At 61.2% G+C, this 19,373-nt stretch carries 22 protein-coding genes; 4 read left to right on the top strand and 18 right to left on the bottom strand.

The window, feature by feature from the left end; genetic code table 11:
* Positions 1–26: 26 nt before the first annotated feature.
* The 5 genes from ACLEJQ_RS09780 to ACLEJQ_RS09760 form a co-directional block, all read right to left on the bottom strand.
* Positions 27–1,016, bottom strand: a complete 990-nt coding sequence (locus tag ACLEJQ_RS09780; RefSeq protein ID WP_440794397.1) for an ABC transporter ATP-binding protein — start codon at positions 1,014–1,016, stop codon at positions 27–29.
* A complete protein-coding gene (locus ACLEJQ_RS09775) occupies positions 1,013–1,813 on the bottom strand; it encodes an ABC transporter permease (RefSeq protein WP_440794395.1) in 801 nt (266 codons plus the stop codon). Before ACLEJQ_RS09775 ends, ACLEJQ_RS09780 begins: the two co-directional genes overlap by 4 nt.
* Entirely contained in the window at positions 1,800–2,636 is an 837-nt protein-coding gene (locus ACLEJQ_RS09770; protein ID WP_440794422.1) for an ABC transporter permease, read from the bottom strand. The genes ACLEJQ_RS09775 and ACLEJQ_RS09770 overlap by 14 nt, the downstream gene beginning before the upstream one ends.
* A gap of 5 nt (positions 2,637–2,641) precedes the next feature.
* Positions 2,642–3,448: an alkaline phosphatase family protein gene (locus tag ACLEJQ_RS09765; protein WP_440794393.1), complete on the bottom strand. Its 807-nt coding sequence runs from the start codon at positions 3,446–3,448 to the stop codon at positions 2,642–2,644.
* A gap of 183 nt (positions 3,449–3,631) precedes the next feature.
* Positions 3,632–4,699, bottom strand: a complete 1,068-nt coding sequence (locus tag ACLEJQ_RS09760; protein WP_440794392.1) for an ABC transporter substrate-binding protein — start codon at positions 4,697–4,699, stop codon at positions 3,632–3,634.
* A gap of 349 nt (positions 4,700–5,048) precedes the next feature.
* Here ACLEJQ_RS09760 and ACLEJQ_RS09755 point away from each other — a divergent pair, with 349 nt between their 5' ends.
* Positions 5,049–5,780: a UTRA domain-containing protein gene (locus ACLEJQ_RS09755; protein WP_440794390.1), complete on the top strand. Its 732-nt coding sequence runs from the start codon at positions 5,049–5,051 to the stop codon at positions 5,778–5,780.
* A gap of 7 nt (positions 5,781–5,787) precedes the next feature.
* On the opposite strand, the gene ACLEJQ_RS09750 is transcribed toward ACLEJQ_RS09755, so the two are convergent.
* From ACLEJQ_RS09750 to minC, 6 genes are all read right to left on the bottom strand, one after another.
* The gene (locus tag ACLEJQ_RS09750; protein WP_440794388.1) at positions 5,788–5,970 is read right to left on the bottom strand and encodes a hypothetical protein; all 183 of its coding nucleotides are present in this window, start codon (positions 5,968–5,970) and stop codon (positions 5,788–5,790) included.
* Positions 5,971–6,173: 203 nt separating this feature from the next.
* Positions 6,174–7,463: a M18 family aminopeptidase gene (locus tag ACLEJQ_RS09745; RefSeq protein WP_440794386.1), complete on the bottom strand. Its 1,290-nt coding sequence runs from the start codon at positions 7,461–7,463 to the stop codon at positions 6,174–6,176.
* A 246-nt stretch (positions 7,464–7,709) separates the two neighbouring features.
* Positions 7,710–8,345 (bottom strand): RluA family pseudouridine synthase, encoded by a 636-nt coding sequence (locus ACLEJQ_RS09740; RefSeq protein ID WP_025214990.1) that lies wholly within the window; start codon positions 8,343–8,345, stop codon positions 7,710–7,712.
* Between the two features lie 106 nt (positions 8,346–8,451).
* Complete coding sequence (gene minE, locus ACLEJQ_RS09735) at positions 8,452–8,706, bottom strand: cell division topological specificity factor MinE (RefSeq protein ID WP_007960071.1); 255 nt, start codon at positions 8,704–8,706, stop codon at positions 8,452–8,454.
* On the bottom strand, positions 8,706–9,518 hold the full coding sequence (minD, locus tag ACLEJQ_RS09730; RefSeq protein WP_024779631.1) for a septum site-determining protein MinD: 813 nt from the start codon (positions 9,516–9,518) through the stop codon (positions 8,706–8,708). Before minD ends, minE begins: the two co-directional genes overlap by 1 nt.
* A gap of 200 nt (positions 9,519–9,718) precedes the next feature.
* Positions 9,719–10,456: a septum site-determining protein MinC gene (gene minC / locus ACLEJQ_RS09725; protein WP_440794384.1), complete on the bottom strand. Its 738-nt coding sequence runs from the start codon at positions 10,454–10,456 to the stop codon at positions 9,719–9,721.
* Positions 10,457–10,574: 118 nt separating this feature from the next.
* Here minC and ACLEJQ_RS09720 point away from each other — a divergent pair, with 118 nt between their 5' ends.
* Together ACLEJQ_RS09720 and ACLEJQ_RS09715 are read left to right on the top strand one after the other, a co-directional pair.
* Entirely contained in the window at positions 10,575–11,507 is a 933-nt protein-coding gene (locus ACLEJQ_RS09720) for a lipid A biosynthesis lauroyl acyltransferase (protein ID WP_440794382.1), read from the top strand.
* A gap of 36 nt (positions 11,508–11,543) precedes the next feature.
* Positions 11,544–12,704: a patatin-like phospholipase family protein gene (locus ACLEJQ_RS09715; RefSeq protein WP_440794380.1), complete on the top strand. Its 1,161-nt coding sequence runs from the start codon at positions 11,544–11,546 to the stop codon at positions 12,702–12,704.
* Positions 12,705–12,893: 189 nt separating this feature from the next.
* Here ACLEJQ_RS09715 and ACLEJQ_RS09710 read toward each other — a convergent pair whose 3' ends face one another.
* The 7 genes from ACLEJQ_RS09710 to puuE form a co-directional block, all read right to left on the bottom strand.
* Complete coding sequence (locus ACLEJQ_RS09710; RefSeq protein ID WP_440794378.1) at positions 12,894–13,679, bottom strand: outer membrane protein OmpK; 786 nt, start codon at positions 13,677–13,679, stop codon at positions 12,894–12,896.
* A gap of 41 nt (positions 13,680–13,720) precedes the next feature.
* Complete coding sequence (locus tag ACLEJQ_RS09705) at positions 13,721–13,903, bottom strand: hypothetical protein (protein WP_440794377.1); 183 nt, start codon at positions 13,901–13,903, stop codon at positions 13,721–13,723.
* 179 nt (positions 13,904–14,082) lie between these two features.
* Positions 14,083–15,384 (bottom strand): urate hydroxylase PuuD, encoded by a 1,302-nt coding sequence (locus ACLEJQ_RS09700; RefSeq protein WP_440794375.1) that lies wholly within the window; start codon positions 15,382–15,384, stop codon positions 14,083–14,085.
* A gap of 52 nt (positions 15,385–15,436) precedes the next feature.
* On the bottom strand, positions 15,437–15,940 hold the full coding sequence (locus ACLEJQ_RS09695) for an ureidoglycolate lyase (RefSeq protein ID WP_440794373.1): 504 nt from the start codon (positions 15,938–15,940) through the stop codon (positions 15,437–15,439).
* 146 nt (positions 15,941–16,086) lie between these two features.
* Entirely contained in the window at positions 16,087–17,082 is a 996-nt protein-coding gene (alc, locus tag ACLEJQ_RS09690) for an allantoicase (protein WP_440794371.1), read from the bottom strand.
* Between the two features lie 65 nt (positions 17,083–17,147).
* A complete protein-coding gene (gene uraD, locus ACLEJQ_RS09685; RefSeq protein WP_440794369.1) occupies positions 17,148–17,663 on the bottom strand; it encodes a 2-oxo-4-hydroxy-4-carboxy-5-ureidoimidazoline decarboxylase in 516 nt (171 codons plus the stop codon).
* Positions 17,660–18,601 (bottom strand): allantoinase PuuE, encoded by a 942-nt coding sequence (gene puuE, locus ACLEJQ_RS09680; RefSeq protein WP_440794367.1) that lies wholly within the window; start codon positions 18,599–18,601, stop codon positions 17,660–17,662. Before puuE ends, uraD begins: the two co-directional genes overlap by 4 nt.
* Positions 18,602–19,011: 410 nt before the next feature.
* Between puuE and uraH the strand changes: the two genes are divergently transcribed.
* Positions 19,012–19,365, top strand: a complete 354-nt coding sequence (gene uraH / locus ACLEJQ_RS09675) for a hydroxyisourate hydrolase (protein WP_440794365.1) — start codon at positions 19,012–19,014, stop codon at positions 19,363–19,365.
* Positions 19,366–19,373 lie beyond the last annotated feature (8 nt).

Here is a 19,373-nt window from a genome sequence, read left to right as displayed (position 1 = left end):
GATCAGCTTCAAAATCAACAAGGCCATCAGGCTACCTCACACAGGGCCGACGGATCGATGGAAAGCGACAGCCGAGCCCCATCGGGATGCAGATCGGCCGCCGAACGGTTGAGGACATCGACCACCAGCTCCACGCCACGGGCCTCGACCCGGTAGCGGATGACGTTGCCCAGCAGGCTGTGGCTGTGGATCAGCGCATCCGGCTCGCCGTTGCGACTCAGCTCGATGGCTTCCGGGCGAATGGCGATGCGTGCCGTCACCGGGCGTTGCAGCAGCCGGCTGGCGCTGTCGGCGTCCAGCAGGTTGTAGTTGCCGATGAAGCCGGCGGCGAACACATCGACGGGTGCTGTGTACAGGGTTTCGGCATCGCCGCTCTGTACGATCTTTCCCTGATTCATCAGGAAAATCCGGTCTGACATGGTCAGCGCTTCTTCCTGATCGTGCGTGACGAAAATCGTGGTCAGGCCCAATTCGCGCTGGATCTGACGGATCTGTTCGCGCAGGTGCTTGCGAATCCGCGCATCGAGGGCCGACAGCGGCTCGTCCAGCAGTAACAGGCGCGGGCGGGTCACCAGAGAGCGGGCCAGGGCCACGCGCTGGCATTGGCCGCCGGACAGCTGATGGGGATAGCGACCGGCAAATTCATGCAACTCCACCAGGCGCAAGATCTCCAGCACCCGCTGGCGGCTGTCCTGAGCATCGACCTTTTGCATGCGCAGGCCAAAGGCGACGTTCTGTTCCACGGTCATGTTGGGAAACAGGGCGTAGCTCTGGAACACCATGCCGATGCCGCGCTTTTGCGGGCTCAGCGGGACGATATCTTGCCCGTCCAGCAGGATCTGGCCGGCGTCCACTGGCGTCAGGCCGGCAATGCAGCGCAACAGCGTGGACTTGCCGCAGCCGGAAGGGCCGAGCAGGGTGACGAACTCGCCCTTGCCGATCTGGCAGTTGATGTCGCTGAACACCGGCGTGCCGGCATAGGTTTTCTGCAGGTGTTGGACGCTGACGTAGCTCATTGGCTTTTGTCCCTGTTCAAGATGTTGGCCGCCCAGGTCAGGACCAGTACGAAGAGGAAGTAGGAGATCACCAACGCACTGGTGAAGTGACCGCTGCTGTTACGCATGTTGTTCAGGTACACCTGCAGGGTTTCATAGCGGGTGCCGACGAGGATGTTGGCAAACACGAACTCGCCGAACAGGAAGGAGAAGGACAGCAGCAACGCGACCATCAGGCCCTTGCGCAGATTGGGCAACACCACCAGCACGGCGGCCTGGAAGGTGCTGGCGCCGAGCAGTTGGGCGGCGTCCATCAGGTCCCGCAGGTTGATGGCTTGCAGGTTGTTGGTGATCGCCCGGTACATGAAGGGCAGGGCGACGGTGAAGTAACAGCCGATCAGGATCCATGGCGTGCCCACCATGGCCATCGGTCCGGAGCCGTAGAGTTGCAGCAGCCCCACCGATGACACCACCGGCGGCACCGCGAAGGGCAGCAGGATGAGGATGTTCATCAGCGCGTCGAGTTTCGGGAAGTGGTAATGCACCACGAACAGCAGCGGCAAGATCAATACCACCGAAAGCACCAGCGCCCCGACGCAAACCAACAGCGACTGACCGAAGGCGCTGAGAAAGCGCGGATCGCTCCACAACTGCACATACCATTTGAAGGTGAAGCCTGCGGGCAGCACGGTGGCCGACCAACTGCTGGCGATGGAATAGATCAACGTGCCGGCCAGGGGCAGCAGCAGGATGGCGAACAGCAGGTACACCACCGCCCGATGATAGAGCCCGGCCGGGCTCGATTCAGCGCGAGACATGGTAGCTCCTCTTGAGCAACAGCTGATGGATCACGGTCACCAGGGTCATCAACGCCACCAGCACCACGGCCAGGGCGCTGGCCATGTTCGGGTCCAGGGAAATGTCCCCGGAGACCATGGCCGCGATGCGAATCGGCAGCACGTTGAAGTTGCCGGTGGTCAGCGCATAGACCGTGGCATAGGCGCCGAGGGCATTGGCCAGCAGGATCACGAAAGTTCCCAGCAGCGCCGGCGTCAGCACCGGCAGGCCGATGTGCCGCCAGAACTGCCAACCGCTGGCGCCCAGCAGTTCTGCGGACTCGCGCCAGTCTTCACGCAGGGCATCGAAGGCCGGATAAAGCAGCAGCACGCCCAGGGGAATCTGGAAATAGGTGTAGAGAATGATCAGTCCGGTCTTCGAATAGAGGTTGAAGTCCTCGATGATTCCCGCCTGCTTGAGCATCAGGGTGATGCTGCCGTTGAACCCCAGCAGGATGATGAAGGCGAAGGCCAGGGGCACGCCAGCGAAGTTGCTGGTCATGTTGGCGAATGCGTTGACGAAGTTGCGCAACCGCGAATCGACCCGGCGCAGCGAGTAGCTGCCAAGCACTGCGATGACGATACCGAACACGCTGGACCAGAAACTGATCTCCAGGCTGTGCTGGATCGCTTGCAGGTAAAACTTCGAATTGAAGATCTTGCTGAAATTGGCCAGGCCCCAGCCGAATTCTTCGGATTCCAGGCTGTTGACCAGCACCCAGAGCAGCGGGGCGATCTGGAACACGATAAAGAAGATCGCGAAGGGCACCAGGCATAGGGCCGCCAGCCATTTGCCGCGGGTCATGGCATTCACTTGAGCAGCTCCCGGCAATAGGGTTTGTCGTGGTCGACACCGAGCAATTGGCAGATGGTCCCGCACAGTTCGGTCTGTCTCGGTGCCGCGCCAGGGTCGAGGCTGAAGCCTTCACCGAGGACAAACAGGGGCACTTCGCGTTCTTCGGCCAGCAAGCCGTTGTGGGAACGGTCGTTGTTCATGCCGTGGTCGGACGTCACCAATACCTGGTAACCAGCGTCGAGCCAGTCTTGCAGATAGACCGCCAGGTTGATGTCGGCCGAGCGGGCACTGTTGCGGTATTGCGGGGTGTCGAGGCCGTGCTTGTGGCCGGCGTCGTCGATGTTCATCGGATGCACCAGCAGGAAATCCGGCCGGTAGCGCACCCGCAGGTGCTCGGCATCGGCGAACAGGTGGGAATCGGGATAGTGGTCATTCCAGTAGAAATGTCCGTATTGAATCGGCAGTTCGGTGTTGTCGGTATGGCGGTCCCTGCCGGCCACGAACGGTGAAGCATTGTAGAGTTCGCTGACCCAGTGATAGGCAGCGGCCGCCGTGCTCAAACCGGCATCGGTGGCGTAGTGGAAAATGCTGCGCTGGTTCGACAGGCGCGAAACATTGTTGTGCACGATACCGCTCTCGATGGGGGCGACGCCGGTAAGGATGCATTCGTAGAGTGGGCGGGACAGGGCCGGCAGCTCACATTCCAGTTTGTACAGCGCCGCGCGTCCTGCGCCGACATACGCCTGCAAATGCCCCATGGCGTGCCGGGCGACTTCGTAATTGAGGCCGTCGAGCACCACCAGGATGACGTTGTGCTTCATGGGGACCGGGACTCCGGAGGGGAACCAGAAAGTTCGGATTCACTGTGGTCTCCTGTGGGAGCGAGCCTGCTCGCGATCGCGGAGTATCAGTCGACTTCAATGTCGAAAAGTAGACCGCTATCGCGAGCAGGCTCGCTCCCACAATGAACCTCGGTTGGATATCCGAGCGGGCTGATTACCGCCTCACTGCATATTGATGATGACTTCTTCCTGCCATTTCTGCGGCAGCGCCTTGGAGGTCTTCTCCCAGGCATCGGCGTCCTTGATCGGTGTCACATGCTTGTACTGCTCGTTCGGCAGCAGCTTGGCCTGGACTTCTTCCGGCAGCTTCAGGTGCTCGGCGCGGATCGGCCGGGCGTTACCCTTGGCCAGGTTGATCTGGCCGGCGTCGCTGAAGATGTACTCACGGGTCAGTTTGGCGGCATTCGGGTGCTTGGCGTATTTGTTGATGATGGTGGTGTAGCCGGAGATGACCGAGCCGTCGGATGGGATCAGTACGACGTAGTCATCCGGGTTGGCCATCTTGGCCTTGTAGCTCAAACCGTTGAAATCCCAGACCACGCCGACCTCGACTTCACCTTTTTCCATGGTGGCGATGGTCGGGTTGGCCATGGACAGGCGGCCTTGCTTGGCAATCTCGGCGAACATCAGCAGGGCCGGTTGCAGGTTCTTCTCGTCGCCACCGTTTGCCAGGGCCGCGGCCAGCACGCCGTTGGCGGCCTGGGCGGCGGTGCTCACGTCACCGATGGAAACCTTGTACTTGCCGCTCTTCAGGTCAGCCCACTTGGTCGGTATTTCGGAGCCGTGCAGCAGCTTTTTGTTGACGATGAAAGCGATGGTTCCGGTATAGGCCAGGGCCCAGTTGCCATCCTTGTCCTTGGCCCAGGCAGGCACTTGGTCCCAGGTGCTGGGTTTGTAGGGCTGGACTACGCCTTGCTTGACCGCAATCGGGCCGAAGGCCGCGCCTACGTCGCCGATGTCGGCGCTGGCGTTGTCTTTCTCGGCGGCGAACTTGGCGATTTCCTGGGCCGAGCTCATGTCGGTGTCGACGTGTTTGAGGCCGTATGTTTTCGCCAGGTCTTCCCAGGTGCCTTTCCAGTTTGCCCAGTCATCGGGCATGCCGACGCTGTTCACGGCGCCTTCCGCTTTCGCAGCGGCTTCCAATGTTTTCAGATCGGTATCAGCGGCCATGGCGGCGGTGCACATGGCGATGGTCGAGCCTAACAGTGATGCCAGGAAAAGCTGTTTCATCCGAAGCTCCTATGGGCGTTTTCAACGCTGCGATTGCGGTTGTGTTGGTCTAGGTCAGCAATACCTGAGCCAATTTAGGCGAGCCCTGTGACAATTTGATGTCTGCGGTAGCGCGTTCAATCACGACCAGGGTCCTGCGCGTCGGCTGCGAATTAAGCGTAGACCATGCTTAAACGCCTGATATGAAAGGTTCTGGCTATAATTTTGCAGGGCTTGTCCGCCGACCGTTCAGCGCCGCTGTCATCGATCAGTCATGTGCGGTGCCTAGGCTTACAGGATGAAAATGGGGGCGATGGGAAATCGATCCTGCTCGAAAACAGTGCTGGTCTAGTCCAGATAGGTAACGTTGATGCGCATCGATGCAACCAAAGCGGTGACAACCATCGGACAGGTCCTGCAGGAGCAGCTTGACCACGGGCTGCTGGCCGCCGGCAGCAAGCTGCCGGCCGAGCGCAAGCTCAGTGAGTTGTTCGGGACCACGCGCATCACCGTGCGCGAAGCGTTGTTGCAGCTCGAAGCCCAGGGGCAGATCTATCGGGAAGAGCGCCGGGGCTGGTTCGTCTCGCCGCCGCGCCTGGCCTATAACCTGATGCAGCGCAGCCACTTCCACGCGATGGTCGCCGCCCAAGGGCGGGTGCCTTCTACCCAGGTGATTTCTGCGCGCCTGCAACCGGCTTCGGCGGCCGTCTGTGCCTGGTTGCAGTTACCGGCGCTGTCCAGCGTGATCCAGATCTGTCGCGCCCGACGTATCGATGAGCGATTGGTGCTTTACGTGGAACACTACCTGAACCCGCAGTATTTTCCGGACATCCTCGAGTTCGATCTCAACCAGTCGATGACCGAGCTGTACGCCCGGCATTACGACCTGCACTACGGTCGGGTGAAGTTCGAAATCGTGCCTACCTCTTTACAACCGGAAGCTGCGGCGGCGCTGAAGGTCTCGGTGGGTAGCCCCGGGCTGAGGATCGCCCGGGTCAATTACGACCAGCACCAGCGGCTGATCGACTGCGACCTGGAGTTCTGGCGCCACGATGCGATTCATGTCGGCGTCGATGTGCCCGAGCAACCGCCCGCGAATTGAAGCGAGGTCAGAGCGACTCGTTAAGTTTGGCGAGGATCTTGAACACCACCGTGGCGAGGATCAGCAGCATGCCGATCCACATGGCGAACACCCCGACGCCCTTGTCCCGGAAGTTGAAGCCGATGGCCAGCAGGATCATGCCGGCGATGATGGGCACCAGCATGGCGTGGAACGCAGACATCGAGATCATGACGACGGCCTTGTCGAGGGGGCGATAAGGTCAGTCTAGTTGGGGTTTGGTAGTAGGGTGACGGTATATGCCTTGGCCTTTGTGGCGAGGGAGCTTGCTCCCGCTCCAGTGCGCAGCACTGGCAACCGTGCATTCAGTTGCAGATGTTGGGGCTGCTGCGCAGCCCAGCGGGAGCAAGCTCCCTCGCCACGGGTTAGCGTTGACTATGGCAGTTCGCGAGACGCATAGAACGCACTCAACACCTTCACCAGGTGCGCCAGGTCATGGCTGCCGCACAGCTCGCGGATCGAATGCATGGCGAACGTCGGCAGGCCGATGTCCACAGTGCGTACGCCCAGCTGGCTGGCAGTGATCGGGCCGATGGTCGAGCCGCAGCCCATGTCGCTGCGCACCACGAAGCTCTGCACTGGCACTTCTTCGGCCATGCACAGGTGACGGAAGAACCCGGCGGTTTCGCTGTTGGTGGCGTAGCGCTGGTTGCTGTTGACCTTGATCACCGGCCCGGCGTTGAGCTTGGGACCGTGGTTGGCGTCGTGCTTGTCGGCGTAGTTGGGGTGCACTCCATGGGCGTTGTCCGCCGACACCAACAGGGATTTCTGAATAGTACGGACGAACTCTTCACCCTCAGGCAACAGGCGTCGCAGGGTCTGTTCCAGCATCGGGCCGTCAGCGCCACAGGCCGAGCAGGAACCGACTTCTTCGTGGTCGTTGCACACCAGGACGCAGGTTTCTTCGGTGTCGGCGTTGAGCAAGGCTTGCAGGCCGGCGTAGCACGACAACAGGTTGTCCAGGCGTGCACCGGCAATGAAATCGCCATGCAGGCCGATGACCGCGGCGCTCTGGATATCGTAGAAACTCAGTTCGTAATCGAGCACCACATCGGCATTCAGGCCGTGCTCGCGGGCCAGTTGGTCGGTGAGCACGGCACGGAAGTCAACGCGCTCATCACCGGCGAACTGAGCCAGGATCGGTGGCAGTTCGTTCTGCGGGTTGATCGCCCAGCCCTGGTTGGCCTCGCGATTGAGGTGGATGGCCAGGTTCGGAATCGTGGCGATGGGCGCCTGGAAATCGATCAACTGGCTCTCGACCTTGCCGTCGCGGCGGAAGGTCACGCGCCCGGCCAGGGACAGGTCGCGGTCGAACCACGGTGCCAGCAATGCGCCGCCGTAGACTTCCACGCCCAGTTGCCAGAAGCCATGGCGTTGCAGTTCCGGTTGTGGCTTGACCCGCAGGCAAGGGCTGTCGGTGTGGGCGCCGACCAGGCGAATGCCGTCGTGCAGCGGGGCATTGCGGCCCAGCTTGAAGGCAATGATCGAGGAGTCGTTGCGCGTGACGTAATAGCGACCGTTGGGCTCGGTGGCCCAGGTCTCGCGCTCGTCCAGACGCTGATAACCCGCCGCTTCCAGGCGTTTGGCAAGGCTGGCGGTGGCATGGAATGGGGTAGGGGAGGCCTTGAGGAAGTCGATCAGGCCCTGGTTCAACTCTGCGCGCATAAATAACTCCAGACAGCAATGGGCGGGAGTTTACCGTATTGGCGGGGCGGGTGATCAGTGGAAAATAACACTGTGACGAGGGCAGTAGAGTTCAGACTGCGAACATAATGCTGTTGTGGCGAGGGAGCTTGCTCCCGCTGGAGCGCGCAGCGGTCCCAGGCTTTTTGGGGCCGCTGCGCAGCCCAGCGGGAGCAAGCTCCCTCGCCACAAAAGCGCTTTTGCCAAAGAGGCTTTGTTTGCCAAGTCTCAAAACGGTGCCGGGCACTCGAAGCGCAGGCGTTCGCCGCTTTGCGGGTGGGTGAAGCTCAGCATGCTGGCGTGCAGACACAGGCGCGGCCAGGCGGCCAGGGCTTGCGGGTGGGCGTAGAGCCCGTCGCCCAATAGCGGGTGGCCGATGGACAACATGTGCACGCGCAGTTGATGCGAGCGCCCGGTGATCGGTGTCAGCTCGACGCGGCACCAGTCGCCGCAGCGTTCCAGCACGCGCCAGAAGGTCAGGGCATGTTTGCCGTGCTCATGGTCGACCACGTGGCGCGGCTTGGTTGGCGGGTCATAACGCAAGGGGAGGTCGATGCTGCCGCTGTCCAGTGCCGGCTGGCCCCAGCACAACGCGGTGTAGGCTTTTTCGGTTTCGCGATCATGGAATTGCCGGGACAGTTCGCGATGGGTGTCCGGGTCCCGGGCCAGCAGGATGATGCCGGAGGTTTCCCAGTCCAGCCGGTGCACGATTCGCGCTTCCGGGTAGCCGTTTTCCTGCAAGCGGGTGATCAGGCAGTCCTTGTTGTCGTCGGCCCGGCCGGGCACGGACAGCAGCAGGGTCGGCTTGTCGACCACCAGCACGGCGGCGTCCTGGTGAATGATGCGGATATTGGAAAGGGGCATTGAAAACAGTCTCGGTACAAACGCCAACGGCGGCTCGGGCCCTTGCTCTCTAACCTTTGGGGGATAGAGGGAAGGGCCCGAGCCGCCGTGGCTCCCGCAGGATCGATCAGCGATCCGGCAGGGTGATGTTGAGTTCCAGAATCGAGCAGCTGCCCTGGCTTTCCAGCGCGACATGCACGTCATCGTTACCGATGTTGACGTACTTGCGGATCACTTCGACCAGTTCCTTCTGCAAGGAGGGCAGGTAGTCCGGGGTGCTGCGTTGGCCGCGTTCGTGCGCCACGATGATCTGTAGACGCTCTTTCGCGACCGAGGCGGTACTGGGCTTTTTGTTGGCACGAAAGAAGTCAAAAAGGTTCATTACCTACCTCCAAACAGGCGCTCGAAGAATCCCTTCTTCTCGACGTTGAGGAACCGGTGTTCCAGGTCTTTGCCCAGCAAGCGGTCGACGGTATCGCTGTAGGCCTGGCCGGCGTCGCTCTGGTCGTCGAGGATGACCGGGACACCCTGGTTGGAGGCCTTGAGCACCGCCTGGGATTCCGGGATCACGCCCAGCAGCCGGACGGCGAGGATTTCCTTGACGTCTTCGACGCCGAGCATTTCGCCTTTCTCGACACGCTCCGGGTGGTAGCGGGTGATCAGCAGGTGTTCCTTGATCGGCTCTTCGCCTTTCTCGGCACGACGGGATTTGCTTGCCAACAGGCCCAGCATGCGGTCGGAGTCGCGTACCGAGGACACTTCCGGGTTGGTCACGACGATCGCTTCGTCAGCGAAATACATCGCCAGGTGGGCACCTTTCTCGATACCGGCCGGGGAGTCGCAGACCACGAACTCGAATTGTTCCTTGAGCTCCATCAGGACTTTTTCCACGCCTTCCTGGGTCAGCGCGTCTTTGTCGCGGGTCTGGCTGGCGGCCAGCACGTAGAGGTTCTCAAGGCGCTTGTCCTTGATCAGGGCCTGTTGCAGGTTCGCTTCACCGTTGACCACGTTGACGAAGTCATAGACTACGCGGCGCTCGCAACCCATGATCAGGTCCAGGTTACGCAGGCCGACATCGAAGTCGACGATGACTGTCTTGTGGCCGCGCAATGCGAGGCCGGTACCGATAGCGGCGCTGGTGGTGGTCTTACCCACACCACCCTTGCCGGATGTAACCACGAGAATCTTGGCCAAGGTGTTTCACCCCTAAGGAAAAAGGACTTTGTCAGCCCCTGAAAAACATCTCTAGAGAACGGCGGCAATTGTACAGGCCTGGCTGGAACAGGGCGCGGGACGAGGTTCACCTCCGGTAAACCCTGCCTGATCCTGTTTCCTACGTCGTTTCAGCCGTTTCGCTACGTTTTAGAGATGCTTGGAAAATGCGGCAGTATCCGTTAAAGCCGAATGATGTTCAACACGTCGCCCGACAGGCTGACCTGCACGCCGGCGCCCCACAACGGGTCACGGCGCAGATCCTCGGAAACCTTGTACTGCCCGGCGATGGAAACCAGTTCAGCGCTCAATTGCTGACAGAAGATCCTGGCTTTGGTGTCGCCCTTGACGCCAGCCAGCGCACGACCGCGCATCGGGCCGTATACATGGATATTGCCATCGGCCAGAAGTTCCGCACCCGGGCTGACCGAGGACACGACCACCAGATCGCCACCCTGGGCGTAAATCTGTTGTCCGCCGCGCACCGGCGAGGTGATGACCCGGGTCGGCTTGACGGTCGGCTCCGGCGGCTTTTCCGGGACTTTCCTGGTTTCGACGGGACTCAGCTCCAGCACCCGCTCCCGGGCCCCGGACGGTGGCAACACCGGGATGTCCACGGCGATGGCAGCGGCGATGTCTTCGATGCGGCTGGCGCGGATCGCCAGGGTACGCAGACCATGCTGGCGGCAGACGCGCATCAGGCCCGGCAGGTCCACCGAGCCCTGGTCGGCCGGCAATTTGTCGAGGGCCAGCACCAGGGGGGCATTGCTGAAGAAATTCGGCGCCTGGGCGACTTTGGCCGCGAGCTGCCGGTCAAGGCCCTCCAGGTCGTTGCGGGCCAGCTCCAGCACCGTAATGGCGAGCATGCTGCCCTTCAGCTGGAACACGGGATCTTGGTCTAGCGGTTCGGTTTGGCTCATGGTCGGCGTACAACGGCTTGTCACTAAAAGTGCCGAGACTTATAACGAGATCGCCCGCGAGCCGCAAGCCGGGTCGAACGATGTAGAATGCGCGGCCCATGTCTTTGTGGAAGCTGTAATGGATCGCCCGCGTTTTCGAGCTGCATTTTTTCATCCGCGTTTCTGGCTGCTGTGGTGCGGCCTGGGGCTGTTGTGGCTGATCGTCCAGTTGCCTTATCCCTGCCTGTTGTGGATCGGTCGTGCATTGGGTGCGCTGATGTACCGGGTGGCCGGTGACCGACGGCGCATCGCCCGGCGTAACCTGGAGCTGTGTTTCCCGGAAAAATCCGCCGCCGAGCGCAAGCGCCTGCTCAAGGAGAACTTTGCCTCCACCGGCATCGCCTTCTTCGAGATGGCCATGAGCTGGTGGTGGTCGCGTTCGCGGCTGGCGAAACTGGCCCATGTCGAAGGCCTCGAGCACCTCAAGCAGGCTCAGCGCGAGGGCAAGGGCGTGATCCTGATGGCCCTGCATTTCACCACGCTGGAGATCGGCGCGGCGCTGCTCGGCCAGCAGCACACCATCGATGGCATGTATCGCGAGCACAAGAATCCGCTGTTCGACTACATTCAGCGCCGTGGCCGCGAGCGGCATAATCTCGATTCCCTGGCCGTAGAGCGTGACGACGTGCGCGGCATGCTCAAGCTGCTGCGCGCTGGCCGGGCGATCTGGTATGCGCCGGACCAGGATTACGGTGCCAAGCAAAGCGTGTTTGTGCCACTGTTCGGCATCCAGGCCGCGACCGTCACGGCCACCAGCAAGTTCGCTCGGCTGGGCAAGGCGCTGGTGGTGCCTTTCATCCAAGAGCGCCTGGCCGACGGCAGTGGCTATCGTCTGGTGATCCAGGCACCGCTGGAAGATTTCCCGGGCGAGACCGAAGAGGCCGATTGCATCCGCATCAATCAATGGGTCGAGCGCTCGGTCAGCGATTGTCCCGAGCAATACCTCTGGGCCCACCGGCGCTTCAAGAGTCGTCCGCCGGGTGAGCCGAAGCTGTACGACAAACGCGGTTGAGCCTGTAGTCCACCTTCATGAGCACGGAGCAATGCGATGACCCCAGCTGAACCGGTAACGGGTTTGATTCTTTCCGGCGGCGGGGCTCGGGCGGCGTATCAGGTAGGGGTATTGGCAGCGATTGCCGAATTGTTGCCCGCCGGGGCAGATAATCCGTTCCCGGTGATCGTCGGCACGTCGGCCGGGGCCATCAACGCGGTCAGCCTGGCGAGCGGGGCGATGGATTTCAAGACCGCCATCGAACGGCTGACAGCCTTCTGGCAAGCGGTGCGCAGCCATCAGGTGATGCGCAGCGACTGGCGCGGCGTGCTGGCCCAGGCGACGCGTTTCATCACCCATAGCCTGCTCGGCCTGGGCGCCAAGTTGCCGGTGGCGCTGATTGACAGCTCGCCGTTGCGCGAACTCCTCCAGGCGCAATTCCACGCCTCGGGTATCGAGCAGGCCATCGCCGCGCAGCAATTGCGAGCGGTGGCGGTGACGGCGTTCGGTTATGAGTCCGGCCAGGCCGTGACCTTCTATCAGGGCCGCGGCACCATCGATGCCTGGCTGCGACATCGGCGCATCGGCGTGCCGACGCCATTGTCGGTGGAGCATCTACTAGCCAGTTCGGCGATTCCCTTGCTGTTCGCACCGGTCAAGATCGGCCCGCAATACTTTGGCGACGGCGCCGTGCGGCAATCGGCGCCGATCAGCCCGGCCCTGCACCTGGGGGCCAATCGCGTGCTGGTCATCGGTGTCAGTGGCAACCCGCGAGGCGCCGGCGGGCGGGATCCCATGGAGCGCAGCTACACCGGCCTGCAACCGACTCTCGCGCAGATCGGTGGCCACATGCTCAACAGTACGTTCATCGACAGCTTGGAAAGCGACATCGAGCTGTTGCAGCGCCTGAACGGCTTCAGCCGCTGGTTGCCCGACGACGTCGCGGCCCATACCTTGGGCGCGGCGCCGGTGGAGGTACTGGTGATTTCCCCCAGCCAGCCCATCGACGAAATCGCCGCCCGCCACCGCCAGGAATTGCCCCGCGCGCTACGGGTGTTCCTGCGCGGGCCGGGTGCGACCAAGACCAGTGGCGCCGGGGTGCTGAGTTATCTGTTGTTCGAGGCGGGGTATTGCAGCGAGCTGATCGAGCTGGGGCGCCAGGATGCGTTGGCGCAGCGCGAGGAGTTGCGGAGGTTTTTGCGGTTGGCTCAGGAATGACACAAAGAGCCAGTCGACCCAAATCCCGAGTGGGAGCGAGCCTGCTCGCGATGACGATTGGTCAGTCACTGCTGAGTCGACTGATGCGACGCTATCGCGAGCAGGCTCGCTCCCACAGGGGATTTGTGGCGAACGCTGAATCCGAATCCAATACAGGCCCCCCTGTGTATCAAGGAGCAAGTTGGGTAATCAGAAATGATACTTCAGCAAAAAGCTGGTATTGCTCTGGTTGGTCTTGAACCCTTCGCTGTCTTCGATCCCGTACTTGTTCTTCCAGTAGTCGTACTCCACACCCACATACAGCTGCTTGGCGACCAGGTGCAGGGCCTTGCCCAGGTCATACTTGATCTGCGGGTTGATGTGCAGGTTGGCGTGGTAGGTGCCTTTGGAATTGCTGTCGTTGTCCACCACCCAGTCGATGAAACCGTCGATCAGGATGTCGGACGAGCCCACGGCAACGGTATAGGCCCAGGCCGGGGTGATCTGCCAGACGTTGTCGCCGGCACGTGGGCCTTCGGTCTGGCGGTTGTAAAAGTTCAGCTGGAAGTAATCGAAGCCGGGAATCGCCAGGTCGAAGCCGGGGCCGATCAGGTAGGACTCGTTGTCACCTTCGCCGAACTCGTAGGTCATCGCCAGCAACACATCCTTGATCGGGCCCAGTTCCAGCTTCTGGTCGAAGATCTTGCCGAACGACAGGCGCGGGCTGAACTCGCCGTAGTAGGTGTTCGGGCCCGACTGGCCGTCTTCCTTGCCGTTGTAGAAGATCCGGTCGAGGAAGAAAAAGTTGTCGCCGTATTTCCAGGCATCGGCGTGTTCGAAGGTCACGGTCTGCTGGATGCGTGGGTTGACCTGAAAATCCTTGCCGTACAAATAGGTCAGGCTGTTGTTCTGCCACTGGAACAGATCGTCGGCCATGGCCTGGCCCCCGGCCAACAAGGATCCTGCGAGTACCAGGCTGGTGCACGTACGTTTCATTCGGTTTGCTCCCAAAGGTAAGTGATACCGTTTTTTTTCAATCAGCGCTCTGATGTGGCGCCTTTTTTCGGCGGATGAAACATCCGTTCGGTCAGCTTTTTGCTCGTGACAAAGGCTGACAGGATCTGGGCCATGACCGGAAAGGACTGGCAGTAGGTCAGGCGTTTTTTGGAATTATTGGAGTCGGCCGGATTCGAACGGCCGCGCAGGATACGGGCTTGCATCAACGGGCTCAAGTGGCCGGCGACGGCGCGTCAGCGCTGGTTCTGCAGCGGTGGGGCGGGGCTGGATCATCGGTCGCTTCGCTCTTGCTGTTATTGTCGAGGCGCAGCCTGCCGCCGGCAGGCGACCGGTCGTGTTCCGGCCTGCCTGTCAGCGGTATAACGGTGGTGCAGTGTTCGGCTCAGTTGGTCCGTGCGCCCTGGGTGATCCAGGCGCCGATCAGGTCGCGTTCCTGCTGGGTCATCTGGGTGATGTTGCCCAGGGGCATGATCTGGGTCGTCACGGCCTGGGCCTGGATCCGCGCGGCCTGTTGCTGGATCTGTTGCGGCGTATCGAACATCACCCCGCCGGGCGCAGCGCTGAACAGCGGACTGGTGGGCTTGGCCGAGTGGCAGACCGCGCAGCGTTCCTGAATCACGCCGTGGACTTTTTCGAAGGATGGACCTTGGGCAGTGGAAGCCTGGGCTGGAGCCGTCGCGGGAGCGGTCGGCGCGGCTTCAGGCTTGGCGCCGCCACCCATGGCGGTTTCCGGCAGCGGCTGGTACTCGATGGCCGCCGGCGCCTTGGCCACGTCTGGTGCGGTGGAGACAGGCTTGGGACCGGTGACGTAGGCCAGGCAGATCATCGCCAGGGCGCCGACCGGCAGCGTCCAGGCAAACCGGTTGCTGTCGTGGCGGGTGTTGAAATAGTGCCGTACCAGCACCGCCGCCACTGCAATCCCGGCCAGGATCAGCCAGTTGTATTGGCTGCCGTAGGTGCTCGGGAAATGGTTGCTGATCATGATGAACAGCACCGGCAGGGTGAAGTAGTTGTTGTGCCGTGAACGCAACAGCCCTTTGGCCGGCAGTGCCGGATCAGGCGTGCGATTCTCGGCAATGGCTGCTACCAGCGCACGCTGTGCCGGCATGATGATGCGGAACACGTTGCCGACCATGATCGTCCCGATGACCGCCCCGACATGCAGGTAGGCACCGCGACCGCTGAATACCTTGCTGAACCCATAGGCAGCGGCGATCAATAGCACGAACAGGATCAAGCCGAGCAAGGCGGGGCGCTTGCCCAGGGCCGAGTCGCAGAGAAACGAATAGATGAACCAGCCGACGAACAACGAGCCAATGCCCAGGGCAACGCCTTCGGGCCCGCTCAGGCCACTGCCGGGCGCCAGCAGGTAGACGGTCGGGTTCCAGTAGAACACCACGCACAGCAGCGCGATGCCCGACATCCAGGTGAAGTAGGCTTCCCATTTGAACCAGTGCAGGTTGTCCGGCATGGACGGTGGTGCGAGTTTGTATTTTTCCAGGTGGTAGATGCCGCCACCGTGGATGGCCCACAGATCGCCGGCCAGGCCGCTCCGGGGATTGACGCGATTGAGGTTGTTTTCCAGCCAGACGAAGTAGAACGACGCGCCGATCCAGGCCACGCCAGTGATCATATGAACCCAGCGAATGCTCAGGTTCAGCCATTCCAGCATATGTGCTTCCACAGTCTTTACCTCTCGCCCGTCACGCTTGTCTGCGCGTGATCGGACGCTTCTCTTATTGGTGGGGGGCGAGGATCAGTAACTCATCCTCTTTGAAGAAATGCTCATCGCAGTTATTGCCTGTGCCACTGCGATCAACCACCAGGAAGTCATCCCGCTTTTCGATCGTCAGCACCGGGTGGTGCCAGACGCCGCGATGGTAATTGATGCCCTGCCTGCCGTTGGTGACGAAGGCGCGGGCCAAGCCTGATACAGGTGCATCGCCAAGTGGCGCGACCACGATCAGAAAGGGGTTGCCGAGCAGCGGAATGAACGCCTGGCTGCCCAGCGGATGGCGCTCCAGCATGCGCACGGTCAGCGGCATGTCCAGCGCGTCGGCGCGGAAGATGCTGATGATCGCCTTGTCGTCAGGCAGGGCGGTTTCCACCGTCGCCAGGCGATGGAAGCGCATGGTCGAACCGTTGTTGATCATGAAGTGATCGCTGCCATCGGTTTCGATTACGTCACCGAACGGGGCGAAGGCTTCTTTAGTCAAGGGTTCGATCTTGAGTGTGCGCATGCTGGTCTTCTTAATCCAAAATTCTGTGTTGTCGGTTCAGCTTTTGTGGCGAGGGAGCTTGCTCCCGCTGGGTCGCGAAGCGGCCCTCAACAATGGGACTGCTGTGCAGTCCAGCGGGAGCAGGCTCCCTCGCCACAGGTGCTGGTTTACTTCGCGACCTTGCCCAAGACTCGCAGGCGACTCACACCCCCATCCGGGAACACGTTCAGGCGGATGTGGGTGATCGGGCCCAGGGCCTTGAGCTGCTCGGCGAAGGTATGTTCGGCATGCATCTGCAATTTCTGGCTCGGCAGCAGTTCGCGCCAGAACAGCGACTGGGTTTCGATCTGGCTGTCGGTGCCGCCCTTGACGAACGCGCCCTGGATCGAGCAGCTGTCAGGGTAGTTGCCCTTGAAGTGCAGGGTGTCGACGATGACTTTCTCGACCTCGCCGGCATGGCCCAGGGCGACGATGACCCAGTCGTTGCCTGGCGTGCGACGGCGCGCGGTTTCCCAGCCGTCACCCATGTTGATGCCACGGCCAGGGTTGAGGATGTTGCTCATGCGTCCGAAGTGCTCGTCCGAGCAGGCCAGGGCACGGCCACCGTTGAGGGCGGCGGCCAGGTCGATCTGTTCGTTGTCGCCTACGGCCGACCAATCGCGGTACGGGATGCCATACACCCGCAGGCGGGCCACGCCGCCATCGGGATAGATATTGAAGCGCAGATGGCTGAAGGCTTGGTCGTTGCTGATTTCATGGTAGTGGTGGCTGTTGCCCTGCAACTCGACCGCCGAGAGCACTTCTGTCCATTGGGTGTTTTCGTCCGGCTCGCCTTCGGTCAGGAAACAGGCTTCCAGGGACGCCGACGGCGGATAGTTACCGGTGAAGAACGAGGTATCGATATCCACGCCCTTGATCGAGCCCGCCACGCCCAGGCGGATCACTGCACTGTCGTAGCCTTCGAAGCGCTTGCGACGTGACTCCCAGCCGTCCATCCATTTGCCGTTGTCGTCGAACACGCCTTCTTTCCACACCGCCGGGGTCGGCTGGAACAGGCGGTTGGCGTCGGCGAACCAGTCATCGGTGACCGAGATGATCCTGGTGCCCAAGCGGGCGTCGGCCAGGTTGACGAACTTCTCGAAAGGTACGGCGTAAGCTTTCATTCTTCTTGTCTGCCTTTAATAAGTTTGGCTGGGGATGCTTGCAGTGCTGTTCGGCAGGCTGCTCGCTAGAGGGTCAGTAGTCGGAACAACGCGATTTTGTTGATCTCTGCCAGCGCGCATTTGAATTCAGTCTCGACCGAATGGTGGATGCGCGTTTCGAACGCCGCGAGGATCTGGTGCCGGTTGCTGCCTTTTACCGCCATGATGAAGGGAAACCTGAACCTGGCCTTGTAGGCTTCGTTCAGCTCGGTGAAGCGCTGGAACTCTTCAGTCGTGCATTGATGAATACCGGCGCCAGCCTGTTCGTTCGTGCTGGCCTCGGTCAGTTGCCCCTGGACGGCAGCTTTGCCGGCCAGGTCCGGGTGAGCGTTGATCAGCGCCAGCTGACTGGCTTGATCGGCACTCAACAGGATGTCGCTCATGCGCTGGTGCAGGGTTTCGATCTCGTCGATCGACGGGTCCTGGCCCAGGTCGAAGGCTTTTTCAGCCACCCATGGCGAATGTTCGTAGATCTCGCCGAAGGCTTCGACGAACGCCTCGCGGCTCAGGGTGGAGGGCTTGAGGGTCTGGAACGTAGTCATTTCGAACCCCCCGTTTTAGACGCGCCCGGATGCGGATGGACCTGCTGCCAGTGCCGGGCAATGTCGACGCGACGGCTGAACCAGACCTGCTCGTGGCTCTTGGCGTACTCCAGGAAACGCTTGAGGGAGGCGAGGCGGGCCGGGCGGCCGATCAAACGGCAGTGCAGGCCGATGGAAAGCATCTTCGGCGCTTCGCTGCCCTCGGCATATAGCACGTCGAAAGCGTCCTTGAGGTACTGGAAAAAGTCGTCGCCGTTGTTGAAACCCTGGACCTGGGTGAAACGCATGTCGTTGGTGTCCAGGGTGTAGGGAATCACCAGGTGCGGCTTGCCGTTGGGGGTGTTCGGCTCCCAGTAGGGCAGGTCGTCGTCATAGGTGTCGCTGTCGTAGAGGAAGCCGCCTTCTTCCATCACCAGCCGTCGGGTGTTGGGGCCGGTGCGTCCGGTGTACCAGCCCAGCGGACGTTCCCCGGTGATCTCGGTGAGGATGCGGATCGCCTCGAGCATGTGCTCGCGTTCCTGGGCCTCGTCCATGTATTGGTAGTCGATCCAGCGGTAGCCATGGCTGCAGATTTCATGGCCGGCGGCGACCATCGCACGGATCAGGTCCGGGTGACGCTGGGCGGCCATGGCTACGGCGAAGATGGTCAGCGGGATATCGAATTGCTTGAACAGCTTGAGGATCCGCCAGACCCCGGCACGGCTGCCATACTCGTACAGCGATTCCATGCTCATGTTGCGTTCGCCTTGCAGCGGTTGCGCCGCGACCATCTCGGAAAGGAACGCTTCGGACTCCTTGTCGCCGTGCAGGATGTTGCGCTCGCCGCCCTCCTCGTAATTGAGCACGAAGGACAGGGCGATGCGGGCATTGCCCGGCCACTGGGGGTGGGGAGGGTTACTGCCGTAACCGATCAGGTCGCGTGGGTAGTCAGCGCTCACTGCAGTCTTCCTTCTTGTTCGAACCATGTGGGTGGCGCCTGGAGGATGAATCGGGTCTGGCGTCACGACGATGGATTGATTGTATACAACTTTATGCGCGATTTGTAAGCCTGATTTTTTGCATTTTTCGCTCGACGCTCCCCATGACCTACACTGCAAGAAATCTGCCCGTTTGGTCAATTTATGCTTGGGAGGGCCGGATAACCATTGGTTTAACTCAATACCAGGTCGGGGAGGTCAGCAGGCTCGGGCGGAGGTAAAGAACTGTTTTTTATTGTGTACAATTTCGTTTTAAAGTGTCTTAATTCGTCATCGCCGCGCTGTTCGTGCCTTGAAACGGTGCGGCCTGTCTTTCAACTGATTCAGGAGGCGTCGGGCCGGGCTGCCTTGCAGCGTGGCGCGCACAATCAATGGGACGTTTGACTACTCACGTTTTGGATGCTGCACACGGCTGCCCAGGCAGCGCAATCACAATCGAGCTATACCGCGTGGAAGGCACGCAGTTGCAATGGGTTGCCAGTGCGCAGACCAACAGCGACGGCCGTTGCGATGCACCGCTGCTGCAAGGGGAGGACTACCGATCGGGGGTCTATCAATTGCAATTTCATGCCGGCGACTACTACCGCGCCCGTGGCGTCCAGTTGCCCGATCCGGCGTTCCTGGACGTGGTGGTGTTGCGCTTCGGCATTTCGGCCGAGCAGGAGCACTATCACGTACCCCTGCTGATTTCGCCTTACGCCTATTCAACCTATCGAGGCAGCTGACCCCAAGC

The sequence above is a fragment of the Pseudomonas sp. SMV71 genome, assembly GCF_052042015.1.
Classification (GTDB): Bacteria; Pseudomonadota; Gammaproteobacteria; order Pseudomonadales; family Pseudomonadaceae; genus Aquipseudomonas.
This window is presented reverse-complemented; position numbering and strand designations above follow the sequence as displayed.

Excerpts from the sequence above, each read along its gene's own strand:
- ACLEJQ_RS09740 (WP_025214990.1), bottom strand. The coding sequence starts at position 8,345 with ATGCCCCTTTCCAATATCCGCATCATTCACCAGGACGCCGCCGTGCTG.
- ACLEJQ_RS09760 (WP_440794392.1), bottom strand. The coding sequence starts at position 4,699 with ATGAAACAGCTTTTCCTGGCATCACTGTTAGGCTCGACCATCGCCATG.
- uraH (WP_440794365.1), top strand. The coding sequence starts at position 19,012 with ATGGGACGTTTGACTACTCACGTTTTGGATGCTGCACACGGCTGCCCA.
- ACLEJQ_RS09715 (WP_440794380.1), top strand. The coding sequence starts at position 11,544 with ATGACCCCAGCTGAACCGGTAACGGGTTTGATTCTTTCCGGCGGCGGG.
- ACLEJQ_RS09770 (WP_440794422.1), bottom strand. The coding sequence starts at position 2,636 with ATGACCCGCGGCAAATGGCTGGCGGCCCTATGCCTGGTGCCCTTCGCG.
- minE (WP_007960071.1), bottom strand. The coding sequence starts at position 8,706 with ATGAACCTTTTTGACTTCTTTCGTGCCAACAAAAAGCCCAGTACCGCC.
- ACLEJQ_RS09765 (WP_440794393.1), bottom strand. The coding sequence starts at position 3,448 with ATGAAGCACAACGTCATCCTGGTGGTGCTCGACGGCCTCAATTACGAA.
- ACLEJQ_RS09720 (WP_440794382.1), top strand. The coding sequence starts at position 10,575 with ATGGATCGCCCGCGTTTTCGAGCTGCATTTTTTCATCCGCGTTTCTGG.
- minC (WP_440794384.1), bottom strand. The coding sequence starts at position 10,456 with ATGAGCCAAACCGAACCGCTAGACCAAGATCCCGTGTTCCAGCTGAAG.
- ACLEJQ_RS09745 (WP_440794386.1), bottom strand. The coding sequence starts at position 7,463 with ATGCGCGCAGAGTTGAACCAGGGCCTGATCGACTTCCTCAAGGCCTCC.
- alc (WP_440794371.1), bottom strand. The coding sequence starts at position 17,082 with ATGAAAGCTTACGCCGTACCTTTCGAGAAGTTCGTCAACCTGGCCGAC.
- ACLEJQ_RS09695 (WP_440794373.1), bottom strand. The coding sequence starts at position 15,940 with ATGCGCACACTCAAGATCGAACCCTTGACTAAAGAAGCCTTCGCCCCG.
- ACLEJQ_RS09755 (WP_440794390.1), top strand. The coding sequence starts at position 5,049 with ATGCGCATCGATGCAACCAAAGCGGTGACAACCATCGGACAGGTCCTG.
- uraD (WP_440794369.1), bottom strand. The coding sequence starts at position 17,663 with ATGACTACGTTCCAGACCCTCAAGCCCTCCACCCTGAGCCGCGAGGCG.
- ACLEJQ_RS09780 (WP_440794397.1), bottom strand. The coding sequence starts at position 1,016 with ATGAGCTACGTCAGCGTCCAACACCTGCAGAAAACCTATGCCGGCACG.
- ACLEJQ_RS09710 (WP_440794378.1), bottom strand. The coding sequence starts at position 13,679 with ATGAAACGTACGTGCACCAGCCTGGTACTCGCAGGATCCTTGTTGGCC.
- ACLEJQ_RS09775 (WP_440794395.1), bottom strand. The coding sequence starts at position 1,813 with ATGTCTCGCGCTGAATCGAGCCCGGCCGGGCTCTATCATCGGGCGGTG.
- ACLEJQ_RS09705 (WP_440794377.1), bottom strand. The coding sequence starts at position 13,903 with ATGCAAGCCCGTATCCTGCGCGGCCGTTCGAATCCGGCCGACTCCAAT.
- ACLEJQ_RS09750 (WP_440794388.1), bottom strand. The coding sequence starts at position 5,970 with ATGATCTCGATGTCTGCGTTCCACGCCATGCTGGTGCCCATCATCGCC.